Below are 12,266 nucleotides of genomic sequence, written 5' to 3'. Positions count from 1 at the left end.
ATGCGCGACAAAACAGTTAGCGCCATTCTGGCGCATGCCGCCGCATCCTTCCCCGAGGAGTGCTGTGGCGTGGTTATTCAGAAGGGGCGGGTGGAGAAATACATCCCCTGCAAAAATAATGCTGAGTCGCCGACTGAGCAATTTGAACTCAATCATGAGGATTATGCGGCCGCCGAAGAGCAGGGAACTGTGGTGGCGATCGTCCACAGTCACCCCGGCGACGGGGCAACAACCCAACCGAGCGAGCTCGACATGCTGATGTGTGATGCCACGGAACTGCCGTGGATTATTGCATCGTGGCCGGAGGGCGACATTCGCACCGTCATGCCTCGCGGAGACCGACCCCTCACAGGGCGCCAGTTTGTTCTCGGATATGCAGACTGCTGGTCTCTCATCATGGACTATTTCCGCATCGAACACGGCATTGAACTGCCCAACTACAGCGTAGATCGCCACTGGTGGGAGCAGGGTGAAAACCTCTATATGGACAACTGGCAGGAATGCGGTTTTCGTGAGTACGACGGTCCCGCTCAGCCAGGTGACATGGTTATCATGCAGGTTCAGTCCACCGTCCCGAACCATGCCGGGATTTTGCTTGATGGCAACATGCTACTGCATCACATGTATGGCCAGCTAAGCCAGCGTATTCCCTACGGTGGCTATTACCGTGACCGTACCATCAAAATTCTGCGTTATAAGGATTTGATGTAATGGAAAGAAAAACCGTTATCAAACTCAGCGGCTCAATGGCTCAGCGATTTGGCAGGACACATCGCCGCGCACTAACGTCGGCCAGCGAAGTGTTCAGGGCACTTTCTAACACCATTGACGGATTTGATGCCTACCTGCGAGAGACCAGAGCGAAAGGGCTGGACTTTGTCATCTTCCGAAACCAAATAAACATAGGCAAGGAAGAGTTTGATCTTCTTGGGCCTGGTGATGAGCTCCGTATTATCCCTGTCATACGCGGTAGTAAAAGGGCGGGGCTCTTTCAAATTGTTACTGCCGCCGCAATTGCGGCCTTTACCTGGTGGAACCCAATAGGATGGGCAGCAAGCACACAAATGGCACTATATGCCGCAGCTGGTTCTATGGCCGTTGGTGGTGTAGTGCAGATGCTCTCTCCTCAGGTTTCAGGTCTGCGAATGCGTCAGGAACCTGATAACAAACCCTCCTATGCGTTTGGTGGTCCCGTTAACACGACAGCATCTGGCAATCCCGTTCCCCTGCTTTATGGGCAACGGGAAATTGGCGGCGCCATTATATCCGCCGGGGTTTATGCAGAAGATCAGCAATAAACCAAACCACGTACTGCAAGCCACCTGACGGTGGCTTTTTTATGGACGCGATATGACGACGACAATCATCAAAGGCCGCGGTAAAGGTGGCAGCAATCAGACCCGAACACCCATTGAAGCACCGGACAGCATTCAGTCCATTGCAAGGGCAAAGGTGCTGATTGCGCTTGGAGAGGGTGAGTTCGCTGGCGGGCTTGATGGTAAAAACATTTTTCTTGGTGACTCATCTTCCTACACGCCTCTTCAGAACGCCGACGGAAGTTATAACTTCAATAATGTGAAATATGAGTTCCGTTCCGGTACTCAGGACCAGGACTACATTCAGGGCTTCCCCGGCATTGAAAACGAACTTCAGGTTTCATACGAGCTGAAACAGGCTGTGCCGTACGTGCGCGCGGTATCCAACACGCAGCTCTCTGCGCTGCGAATTCGCCTGGGATGGCCAACTCTTTTACTCCAGAAAAACAACGGCGATAAAGTCGGCACCCGCGTAGAGTATGCTATCGATCTGTCGGTCGATGGCGGGCCGTATGAAACGGTGGTTAACGGTGCTGTTGATGACAAAACCACGTCGCTTTATGAGCGCAGTCACCGCGTCAATCTTCCGAAAGCCTCGACTGGATGGCAGTTGCGGGTTCGCAGAATCACGCCGGATTCCACGAGCGTGAATATCGTCGACACCATGCGCGTTGTGGCCGTTACTGAAATTATTGACGCCAAACTTCGCTACGTTAACACAGCGCTGCTGTATGTAGAGTTTGACGCAAAGCAGTTCCCTAATGGCATTCCTCAGGTTGTGTGTAATCCGAAAGGGCGAATCATCCGTGTACCTGATACTTATGATCCCGAAACCCGCACTTATTCTGGTACATGGGAGGGCGTATTTAAATGGGCATGGACGGATAATCCTGCCTGGATTTATTACGACATCATTCTGAACGAGCGCTTCGGGCTGGGTCAAAGAATTGATGCGACTCAGATAGACAAATGGGAGCTTTATCGCATCGCCCAGTATTGCGATCAACTGGTACCAGATGGCAAGGGCGGAAGTGGGACGGAGCCTCGTTTTCGTTGCAACGTTTATATCCAGGACCGTAATGACGCCTGGACTGTACTTCGTGATCTGGCGGGTATATTTCGCGGCATGACGTACTGGGGCGACAATAAGATGTATGTCCTGGCTGATATGCCACGGGATGTGTGGCACATCTATAACCACGCCAGCGTTGTTGAAGGAAAATTTACCTTTGCGGATCCGAGTGAAACCACCCGAAACACTGCCGCGCTGGTGAACTGGTCAGACCCTGCCAACCACTATAAAGACACGCCTGAGCCTGTTTACGATAACGATCTGGCCATGCGCTTCGATTATCGTCAGCTCGAAATGACTGCGATCGGCTGCACCAGGCAGTCAGAGGCAAACCGGCGGGGGCGCTGGGCGCTGCTCACTAACGGTATCGGCGAGGTGGTGACCTTCAGCACGGGCATGGACGTCCCACCTGTCGGGGAGGTGATCGGCGTGGCTGCTAACGAGCTGGCCGGAAGAACTATCGGCGGCAGGGTGAGTGGGGTTAACGGCCGCAACATAACCCTCGATCGCGCCGCTGATGTGAAGGCCGGGAACCGGCTGTTTTTGAATCTTCCATCAGGCACAGCTCAGGCCAGAACCGTCCAGGCCGTTAACGGAAACACAGTCACTGTCACCACACCCTACAGCGAAACGCCGGAGGCTGAATGTAACTGGGGTGTGGACTCTGACGATCTGTTTATAGCGCTTTTCCGTGTTACGGGAACGCGGGACAACAACGACGGCACTTTCGAGGTCACCGGGACGACTTACAACCCTGATATCTATTCCGCTGTTGATACCGGCGCAAGACTGGACGAGCGGCCAGTCAGTGTCATTCCACCGGGGGTTCAGGCTCCCCCAGGAAATATTGTCGTAGACAGTTACTCTACGGTTAACCAGAACATTGCGATTACCACTATGCGCGTTGCCTGGGATTCTGTTCAGGGTGCAGTTGCGTACGAGGCGGAATGGCGGCGTGACAGCGGCAACTGGATTAGTGTGCCCCGAACGTCTTCTCTCGGCTTTGAAGTGCAGGGTATCTACTCGGGTCGCTATCTGGTCCGTGTCAGGGCGGTGAACGCCAGCGACGTTTCATCAGTATGGGAGACATCATCAGAAGTAAATCTTACGGGTAAAGTGGGCAATCCGCCGAAACCGGTCGGCTTCATCGCTTCTGATAATGTGGTTTTCGGTATCGAGCTTAGCTGGGGATTCCCGGCGAACACCGACGACACGCTGAAGACGGAAATTCAGTACAGCCTGACCGGGACGGAAGACGATGCGATGCTGCTGGCAGACGTACCCTATCCGCAGCGCAAGTATCAGCAGATGGGCCTAAAGGCTGGGCAAATTTTCTGGTACCGCGCGCAGCTGGTGGACCGCAGCGGAAACGAATCAGGGTATACAGACTTTGTGCGCGGGCAGGCCAGCATCGATGTATCCGATATCACCGATGCAATCCTGGAGGACATGAAAGGCTCCGATACGTTCAAAGACTTGATCGAGAACGCGCTGGACAGCAGCGGAAAACTGGCAGAACTGGCTGATGCAATCAAAGAGAACGCAGACGGCCTTGCTGCTGCGGTTGGCTCGAACAAGCAGACCGCTGAAGCAATCATCGGAAACGCGCTGGCTATTGCCGATGTTGTCGTGCGCCAGACAGCCCAACAGGGCGCTAACTCTGCGACTTTCGAACAGCTCCGGGAGGTGATCGCTACTGAAACGGAGGCGCGCGTAACGGATGTTACGCGTCTTGAGGCAAAAACTGCGCAGAACGAGGCGGGAATTACCGAGGTAAGGCAGGCTCTGTCAGATGAAACTCAGGCAAGGGCTACTGCTGTTGATCAGCTCACTGCGAGTACTCAGGTCATTTCTGATAAAGCTGATTCGGCTTCGAGTAAAGCTGACGCTGCATCAGGTAAGGCAGATGCAGCTGAACAAGCCAGCTCGCAAAACACTGCTGATATCACCACGTTGCGACAGGTTGTCACCGACACGACTTCATCAATGGCATCCCGCCTGGAGGAGCTGGGAGCAAGAACCGATACTGCCAGCGGCGGCATCCAGAATAACGCTATCGCGCTAATAACGAGTACGCTGGCGCAGGTTGATCAGCGGGTGAGACTCAGTGCGCAGTACGGTGACAGCAAGGCCGGCATCGATCGTATTGATAACGTCATGGCAAGCGACAGGGAGGCAACAGCACGTTCGCTGCTAAGTTTGCAGACTGACGTGAACGGCAACAAGGCATCCATCAACAGCCTGAACCAGACGTTCTCCGATTATCAGCAGGCCACGGCCACGCAGATAAACGGCATTACGGCGACCATCAACGGGCATACGTCAGCCATTACTACTAACGCTCAGGCCATCGCGAACGTTAACGGGGACCTGAAGGCGATGTACAGTATCAAGGTCGGGTTATCCAGCAATGGTCAGTATTACGCGGCAGGGATGGGGATCGGCGTGGAGAATACGCCGTCCGGCATGCAGTCGCAGGTTATCTTCCTGGCTGACCGCTTCGCCGTTACTCACCAGGCAGGAGCGACCGTTACGCTTCCGTTCGTTATCCAGAACGGGCAGACCATAATCCGGGACACGGTCATTGGAGACGGGACGATTGGAAACGCCAAGATCGGCAGCTATATCCAATCTTCAACCTGGGACGGCACCGGGAACGTTGGCTGGCACATCAACAAATCTGGCTACGCGACGTTTAACAACGTGACCGTTCGCGGCTCGATTTACGCCACAAACGGTAATTTTTCTTTCAATGGCTCCGGTAACACAACGGTGATTAATGGTAATGGCGTAACCATTAATATTCCGGGTGGCGGCCGCATCGTACTGGGGACGTGGACATAAAATGCCGACAGGACTACTGATAGAACTAAATGACGGCGGAAAGCGCATGGAGATAACTGCGGGCCTGCGATGCCCGTCGTTTGGGGCCAACTTTGACAGTGGCTACCAGAAAGCCAAGTACGCTGATGTTGCCGGTTATGTTTCCGGGGCGCAGGTGCTGTTTATCCCTCACGCGACGGCTTATCTTGATTCAGGGCTGCTTCATAAAATGAACTCGGTCACCATATCCGGTGGCCGCGTGACGCAGAATTCCACGATGAAGGATATAAGCATCAGTGAGCGTGAGAGTACGTACACGTTCCCCGGAAGCATCTGGCAGATATTTCCTCCTGGTCAGCGTAAAGGAGAAGGCCTGCTTATTGATGACAGTACTGACTTCCTGGCGATTACCAATGCCACGCAGTCAGGGCAGTGTATCTGGAAGGGTACCGTCAATGTTCCCACTGGCGGCTGGGCAGTTCCCACGATAGCGGGGTACGACAAGTCCAAATATATCGTCTTTGGGCGCTGCAATAGCGGTAACACAGTCGATTTCGATGGCAACACGGTCAGGTTCTTCAGCCCTCCATCCACCAACGATGATGCTCCAACGACCGGCACGATAGATATTGTCATCTTTGCCAGTGGCGTGGCGCCGCAGCCTGGCACGGGGCTAAACATCTTCAATGCAGCCGGGGCTTGCACGTTTTCGACGACAAAGCGGCCTTTCGTCTACCTCAACCAACACTGGACGCCTTCGAAAAATGCCGTGAGCATCGGCAGCGGCTATGTTCCGCTGGGCAGATTCGGGCTGATGGCTCACGAAGTAAATGGCATGTATGTGTATCGAATGTTTGGAATAAAAATACAGAACGGCAGTGCTTCAGTTCAGGGTGGGAAATATCTTGGGCGCGAGCGGTATGCAATTTTTGGTAATGACACGGTAACGCCACTGAACCTTCCCGTTCTACCCGATATGTACGTCTGAATAAACTGTCTTTTTAATCAACCTCGCTCCGGCGGGGTTTTTTTATTGTCTGGAGAAAACATGATTTATACCACTGGCACTATCGCGATCAGCGGAAACACCCTTACAGGTACCGGCACAAACTTCACTGCTGCTGGATCTCTTATTCGTAACGGATGTACCGTTATTGCAATGACCAGCCCTGTGCAGGTATTTCAGATTACCACCATTGGCAGCGCAACAAGTCTCACCGTAACGCCAGCGGCTAACCCAGCAGTTCCCGCCGGAACCCGATTTGCCATTCTTCTGAGTGACAGTCTGAGCGTGGATGGGCTGGCGCAGGATATCGCTGAAACCTTCACGATGTACCAGCGCTACATGAGCGGGTTCGCTGACGTAATGCAGTCAGCCGGCACCGTGACGATCACCATCAACGGCAAGGAAGTAACCGTTCCGGGCATGCAGTCAGTGGTCCAGAAAGACCCGAACGGGCTGGTGCCGATGACCCTGGGCGGTACCGGCGCATCGACTGCTGCGGGAGCCCGAAAAAATCTGGAACTGGGTGATGCGGCTACAAGAAACTCGTTGTATGCACCTGATTACGCGAGTGAGGGGTTGATGGCTCGTGGTTATTTTGGATGGGGGACATACATAGCTCATCCGGGTGGTAATGACGGCAGGTATAACGAGTACAGCGGCATTTACAGAGGCCCTGGTGATGGTGGCGTTCAGTACTTCGATAATTTTGCCCCAATGCTGGTTATGTCAAGGTACCAGGGCGTTTATGGAATGCTACAGATTGCGCCGACAACAGGAAGAGCTGCGGTACGGGGGCGAAGCGGTAATAACTTCTCGGCGTGGAATGAGCTCTACACCACTGGCAATACCACCAAAGCCAGTGACGGTACGCTTAAGGCAGCATCGCCTGTAGCCCGTATTGTGAAAAGCCAGAAGGAATGTCAGCGCACTGACATCGACGAACAGGAATTCGCCTGGTGCGGCTGTGGTACGGCGAACGCCGAGGCGGAGGGGATAACCCTTTCCCGCCTCGATATTGGGGTTTACAAGCTCACTGGTTCGGCAGGCCTGGCGTCTGAGGGATGGCAGCTCCTCCCTCCAATGGACCCGGGCGGAATGGGAGAGCTGGGTGTAGTTGAGGCAGAGCAGACAGAAAGCGGTGGGCTGACGATTCGGCTTTTTAAGCGGAAATACATGCTGGGCGATGAGGGGGAGATCGTCAAAGCAAAAGGGGAACCGATGGACGTGCCGGTGAACAGCTGGATCGATGTTCGTCTCGATATGCCTGAAAACAGTATCTGGAATCAGCGTCAGAAAGAGTCGGCTGAACCTTCTTCGTAAAAAACCGCCGCCTGTCGTATGCAAGAACGGGCGGCGGCTGGTTGCTCAGTGTTCATGCCCGAGCAAACGTCGAGAACATTACAAGAACAAGATTTACAACACAACCCTTCGAATGGCCTGGAACTCTGCAAAAACGTGTTTTCCAGCCTCTGTAAACAAAGAACCCGGCTTTGCCGGGTTCTGGTTGTTAAGCTGCTTTCTTAACAGGTTTCTTCTTTGCTGCTCTCTCATTAAGGTCATCAATGAGTCCACGCAGCCTGTATGAGTTTAAAAGAAGGTTCTGGAGTGTTTTGTTCATAGCTAATGTGCTCCTGCTCGGGTTACTACCAATTATTGGGTTGAATTCCGTGGTTAACGACCTGTTCATGAGCCTCTAAGGACTTCTTCAAATCCTTCTGCTGAACAGCCATCAAAAGACTTTCTGCATACATGATGCCTTGGCGGATATTCATTAAGCCCACGCTGGCCCCAGCGGCATCAAGATCGTGCTTTTCAGTTACAAGACGCTCGATCTCATGGTTAAGGTCTTCTGCGCCTGCCTTCATTTTAGCCAATGTATCCTGAAGTTCTTCAAAACTCGGATTTGTCAGCTCATAAAGACCTTCCATACCATGAACTGAAAACAGTGATCCTAACGATTCCAGTGCATAGACAATTGACGTAATAGCCTTGTCATATGCATCCTTTTCTTCTTGTAACATTGTAGATCCTGACCGTGTGTATGCAGTTTAAAATTGGTCAATCATCATACTCTCATGATGGGGACAATCAAGATCAATTTCAATGCTCAAAGTCTGATAGTTGTGATAGAGCGCGCCTTTTAAACTCTTTCAAAAATTATGCATCAACTGGTCTTAATTTATACACTTAAAATCGGCAAATGAAATACAAACTTTATGATAATATTTATCAATCTGTGTGAACAACTAGAATAATGGTTGTAGCCTCTTAGTAAGATAAGCCTAGCACAAACAAGCGTAAGCAATGTGAACTAGAGATTTTTTTTGTAAATCAACGAATAAGAATAGTCAGTTGGCATGCTACCCATTTTGACGGACAGCCGGAAATTCAGATACCAGCCACATATCGGACTCTTCAAACATTTCTTCCAGCATTCGGTTCAGTTTTTCACGATCACTTTTGCTGGCGTTGCTGTTTAAGGCGTTCGCCTGCATCGGCTTAACCTTCACTTCTGCGTCAGGGAAAATCTGGTGCACCCGTTTCGTCAGCTCTGCCAGGATAATCTCTCTGGCGCCAACCAAACCATCAACATTACGCTTGTCATAGACCAGCTCAACGAACATAAAGACCTCCGGAAACGACTGTATTTTTAAAGAGAATTTATACTGGTTATTTGCACAGTGTCAATGGTTGGGTATATAGCATTTCAGAAGAGATCCATGGGGCATGGATGGGGCAAAAAAATTGTTTTTGAGACGGGTTGGGGCATGGGTGGGACATTTTTACTCATATGAACTTTGGTGATTTTCATATGAAGGGAATTTTATGTGATTGATAATTCTAAAGAATACACATGCTCTTGGGCGTTCTTTAGTGATTTTTAAAATTGCCGCGTCACGCAGTTAAAGTGTCGGGCATACTCTTCAAGGCTGGTAATACCCAGGCGCACCCATTTCGGGTGCGACCACTGGGGCAGGCCCACGTACATCATAGCGCGCTGAGGATCTCATCCGTGCTGCGCACGCGACCGATACGCGGGAAGATATGGGTCATGCTGCCCTGGTGCTGATCCGCAGAGGCTGCGCTGCACGCATCTTCCGCGATCACCAGGTTAAAGCCCAGCTCCCAGGCGTTACGGGCGGTGGATTCCACACCGATGTTGGTGGAGATCCCGCACAGAATAATAGTGTCGATCCCGCGACGGCGCAGCTGGAGCTCCAGGTCGGTGCCGTAGAATGCGCCCCACTGGCGTTTGGTGACTTCTATATCGCTGTCGCGTTTACCGAGCGAGACAGGATATGTCCACCAGTTGTCCGGCAGCGCCTGCGCCGGGGCCTTGGCATCAACCGGCTGTTTTAACGCTTCGGCGAAATCAGCGGACCAGCCGACGCGCACCATAACAACAGGCGAGCCGCTGGCGCGGCATTTTTCTGCCAGGCGCGCAGCGCGGCTGACCACATCGTCAGCGGTGTGCGGACCACCGGCAAAAGGCAGAATGCCTTCCTGTAAATCAATGACCACAAGGGCGGTTTTGGTGGCATCAAGTGTAAACATCGTCACTCCCGTCAAATGATTGCTTTTCTACACCTTACGACGTGATGGCCTGTTATCGGTCGGATAATTTTGTTAATTTTTGTGAGAATAGGCAATAAGAGTTCAGCAAACGCGCGTCAGGCCGTGCTTCGCTCTTATCGTGCGGCAGAATTTCCAGTATAATAGCCGCCTTTTTTCATCCAGTTGTGACATACAGAAAGCTGCGACATCGTAGCCTGCGAGACAGGCGACAATCAGCCTGCGGCTAATTAAGGGATATCTCATGCGTACAGAATATTGCGGGCAGCTGCGTCAGTCCCACGTCGGGCAGCAGGTCACCCTGTGTGGTTGGGTCAATCGTCGTCGCGATCTTGGTAGCCTTATCTTTATTGATATGCGTGACCGCGAAGGTATCGTTCAGGTGTTCTTCGATCCGGATCGCGCTGATGCGTTGAAGCTGGCTTCTGAGCTGCGCAATGAGTTCTGCATTCAGGTGACGGGCACCGTGCGTGCGCGTGACGAGAAAAACGTCAACGCCGACATGGCGACCGGCGCTATCGAAGTGCTGGCGTCCGATCTGACGATCATCAACCGCGCGGAAGCGTTGCCGCTGGACTCCAACCACGTCAACACCGAAGAAGCGCGTCTGAAATACCGCTACCTGGATCTGCGTCGTCCGGAAATGGCTCAGCGCCTGAAAACCCGTGCGAAAATCACCAGCCTGGTGCGCCGTTTTATGGATGACCACGGTTTCCTTGATATCGAAACCCCGATGCTGACCAAAGCCACGCCGGAAGGCGCGCGCGACTACCTGGTGCCATCCCGCGTCCATAAAGGCAAATTCTACGCGCTGCCGCAGTCACCACAGCTTTTCAAACAGCTGCTGATGATGTCCGGCTTCGATCGCTACTATCAGATCGTGAAATGCTTCCGCGACGAAGACCTGCGCGCTGACCGTCAGCCAGAATTTACCCAGATCGATGTGGAAACCTCCTTCATGACCGCTGAGCAGGTGCGTGAGGTGATGGAAGCCCTGGTGCGTAGCCTGTGGAACGACGTGAAAGGCGTTGAGCTGGGCGATTTCCCTGTCATGACCTTCGCGGAAGCCGAGCGTCGCTACGGTTCTGACAAACCAGACCTGCGTAACCCGATGGAGCTGGTGGACGTGGCAGACCTGGTGAAAGCCGTTGAGTTCGCGGTCTTTGCTGGCCCGGCTAACGATCCGAAAGGCCGCGTGGCTGCCCTGCGCGTTCCGGGCGGTGCTGCCCTGAGCCGTAAGCAGATTGACGACTACGGCAACTTCATCAAGATCTACGGCGCGAAAGGTCTGGCCTATATTAAAGTGACCGAGCGTGCAAAAGGTCTGGAAGGCATCACCAGCCCGGTGGCGAAATTCCTGAATGCGGACATCGTGGAAGCGATCCTTGAGCGCACCGGCGCGCAGGACGGCGACATGATCTTCTTCGGTGCAGACAACAAGAAAGTGGTTGCGGATGCGATGGGCGCGCTGCGTCTGAAGCTCGGCAAAGACCTGAACCTGACCGACGAAAGCAAATGGGCGCCGCTGTGGGTAATCGACTTCCCGATGTTCGAAGACGACGGTGAAGGCGGCCTGACCGCGATGCACCACCCGTTCACCTCGCCAAAAGAGATGACGGCGGCAGAGCTGAAAGCAGCGCCGGAAGACGCGGTGGCAAACGCCTACGATATGGTCATCAACGGCTACGAAGTGGGCGGCGGTTCCGTGCGTATTCACAGCGGTGAAATGCAGCAGACCGTGTTCGGCATTCTGGGCATTAACGAGCAGGAGCAGCGCGAGAAGTTTGGCTTCCTGCTGGACGCCCTGAAGTACGGTACCCCTCCGCACGCGGGTCTGGCCTTCGGTCTTGACCGTCTGACCATGCTGCTGACCGGCACCGACAACATCCGTGATGTGATCGCCTTCCCGAAAACCACCGCAGCGGCGTGTCTGATGACTGAAGCGCCAAGCTTTGCCAACCCGGCCGCGCTGGCTGAGCTGGGCATTGAGGTGGTGAAGAAGGAAGAGAAAAACTGATATGGCATATAAGCGTCCCGTTTCGGTTCTGGTGGTCATTTATGCAGAAGACACGAAGCGGGTGCTGATGTTGCAGCGGCGCGACGATCCGGATTTCTGGCAGTCGGTTACCGGCAGCCTGGAAGAGGGAGAGACCGCGCCGCAGGCCGCCGCGCGTGAAGTAAAGGAAGAGGTCGCCATTGACGTTGCTTACGAGCAACTGACCCTGAAGGACTGTCAGCGCACGGTGGAGTTTGAAATTTTTAGCCATTTACGTCATCGCTATGCACCGGGCATTGAGCGCAATACGGAATCGTGGTTCTGCCTTGCGCTTCCCCATGAGCGGGAGATCGTGTTCACGGAACACCTGACCTACCGCTGGGTGAATGCGGCGGATGCCGCCGCACTGACCAAGTCGTGGAGCAACCGGCAGGCGATTGAAGAATTTGTAATTAACGCTGCCTGAGAAGGCGCGATTTT

At 53.4% G+C, this 12,266-nt stretch carries 10 protein-coding genes and 1 pseudogene; 7 read left to right on the top strand and 4 right to left on the bottom strand.

Features of this window, described 5'->3' with window-relative positions:
* From ACOTWU_RS08390 to ACOTWU_RS08370, 5 genes are read left to right on the top strand one after another with little or no spacing between them, the layout of a single operon-like run.
* Positions 1-711, top strand: a complete 711-nt coding sequence (locus ACOTWU_RS08390) for a C40 family peptidase (RefSeq protein ID WP_022648880.1) — start codon at positions 1-3, stop codon at positions 709-711.
* Positions 711-1,298, top strand: coding sequence for a tail assembly protein (locus ACOTWU_RS08385; protein WP_032648711.1), 588 nt, complete (start codon positions 711-713; stop codon positions 1,296-1,298). The genes ACOTWU_RS08390 and ACOTWU_RS08385 overlap by 1 nt, the downstream gene beginning before the upstream one ends.
* Before the next feature lie 52 nt (positions 1,299-1,350).
* Positions 1,351-5,232, top strand: a complete 3,882-nt coding sequence (locus tag ACOTWU_RS08380) for a phage tail protein (RefSeq protein ID WP_232964218.1) — start codon at positions 1,351-1,353, stop codon at positions 5,230-5,232.
* A 1-nt stretch (position 5,233) separates the two neighbouring features.
* The gene (locus tag ACOTWU_RS08375) at positions 5,234-6,199 is read left to right on the top strand and encodes a DUF6453 family protein (protein WP_112777834.1); all 966 of its coding nucleotides are present in this window, start codon (positions 5,234-5,236) and stop codon (positions 6,197-6,199) included.
* Between the two features lie 60 nt (positions 6,200-6,259).
* A complete protein-coding gene (locus ACOTWU_RS08370; protein ID WP_112778017.1) occupies positions 6,260-7,537 on the top strand; it encodes a phage tail protein in 1,278 nt (425 codons plus the stop codon).
* A 323-nt stretch (positions 7,538-7,860) separates the two neighbouring features.
* On the opposite strand, the gene ACOTWU_RS08365 is transcribed toward ACOTWU_RS08370, so the two are convergent.
* The 4 genes and pseudogenes from ACOTWU_RS08365 to ACOTWU_RS08350 all read right to left on the bottom strand — a co-directional run bounded on the left by ACOTWU_RS08365 (position 7,861) and on the right by ACOTWU_RS08350 (position 9,772).
* Complete coding sequence (locus ACOTWU_RS08365; protein ID WP_045347766.1) at positions 7,861-8,238, bottom strand: hypothetical protein; 378 nt, start codon at positions 8,236-8,238, stop codon at positions 7,861-7,863.
* Positions 8,239-8,577: 339 nt separating this feature from the next.
* Positions 8,578-8,841 carry a DinI family protein gene (locus tag ACOTWU_RS08360; protein ID WP_063137103.1) on the bottom strand — a complete coding sequence of 88 codons (264 nt, stop codon included), beginning with the start codon at positions 8,839-8,841 and terminating at the stop codon, positions 8,578-8,580.
* 272 nt (positions 8,842-9,113) lie between these two features.
* A pseudogene (locus ACOTWU_RS08355) lies at positions 9,114-9,209 on the bottom strand (hypothetical protein); the annotation flags it as partial.
* Complete coding sequence (locus tag ACOTWU_RS08350; protein WP_015570278.1) at positions 9,206-9,772, bottom strand: hydrolase; 567 nt, start codon at positions 9,770-9,772, stop codon at positions 9,206-9,208. The gene ACOTWU_RS08350 and the pseudogene ACOTWU_RS08355, both read right to left, overlap by 4 nt.
* A 262-nt stretch (positions 9,773-10,034) precedes the next feature.
* Between ACOTWU_RS08350 and aspS the strand changes: the two genes are divergently transcribed.
* Positions 10,035-11,807 (top strand): aspartate--tRNA ligase, encoded by a 1,773-nt coding sequence (aspS, locus tag ACOTWU_RS08345; protein ID WP_017384352.1) that lies wholly within the window; start codon positions 10,035-10,037, stop codon positions 11,805-11,807.
* A 1-nt stretch (position 11,808) separates the two neighbouring features.
* The gene (gene nudB, locus ACOTWU_RS08340) at positions 11,809-12,252 is read left to right on the top strand and encodes a dihydroneopterin triphosphate diphosphatase (protein ID WP_023296808.1); all 444 of its coding nucleotides are present in this window, start codon (positions 11,809-11,811) and stop codon (positions 12,250-12,252) included.
* Positions 12,253-12,266: the final 14 nt, after the last annotated feature.

The sequence above is a fragment of the Enterobacter cloacae complex sp. GYL001 genome (assembly GCF_049237125.1).
GTDB lineage: Bacteria > Pseudomonadota > Gammaproteobacteria > Enterobacterales > Enterobacteriaceae > Enterobacter > Enterobacter hormaechei_C.
Note: the sequence above shows the minus strand (reverse complement) of the source record. Positions and strands in the feature narration are given on the sequence as shown.

Coding starts and splice junctions, on each gene's coding strand:
- ACOTWU_RS08390 (WP_022648880.1), top strand. CDS start 1: ATGCGCGACAAAACAGTTAGCGCCATTCTGGCGCATGCCGCCGCATCC.
- ACOTWU_RS08385 (WP_032648711.1), top strand. CDS start 711: ATGGAAAGAAAAACCGTTATCAAACTCAGCGGCTCAATGGCTCAGCGA.
- ACOTWU_RS08380 (WP_232964218.1), top strand. CDS start 1,351: ATGACGACGACAATCATCAAAGGCCGCGGTAAAGGTGGCAGCAATCAG.
- ACOTWU_RS08375 (WP_112777834.1), top strand. CDS start 5,234: ATGCCGACAGGACTACTGATAGAACTAAATGACGGCGGAAAGCGCATG.
- ACOTWU_RS08370 (WP_112778017.1), top strand. CDS start 6,260: ATGATTTATACCACTGGCACTATCGCGATCAGCGGAAACACCCTTACA.
- ACOTWU_RS08365 (WP_045347766.1), bottom strand. CDS start 8,238: ATGTTACAAGAAGAAAAGGATGCATATGACAAGGCTATTACGTCAATT.
- ACOTWU_RS08360 (WP_063137103.1), bottom strand. CDS start 8,841: ATGTTCGTTGAGCTGGTCTATGACAAGCGTAATGTTGATGGTTTGGTT.
- ACOTWU_RS08350 (WP_015570278.1), bottom strand. CDS start 9,772: ATGTTTACACTTGATGCCACCAAAACCGCCCTTGTGGTCATTGATTTA.
- aspS (WP_017384352.1), top strand. CDS start 10,035: ATGCGTACAGAATATTGCGGGCAGCTGCGTCAGTCCCACGTCGGGCAG.
- nudB (WP_023296808.1), top strand. CDS start 11,809: ATGGCATATAAGCGTCCCGTTTCGGTTCTGGTGGTCATTTATGCAGAA.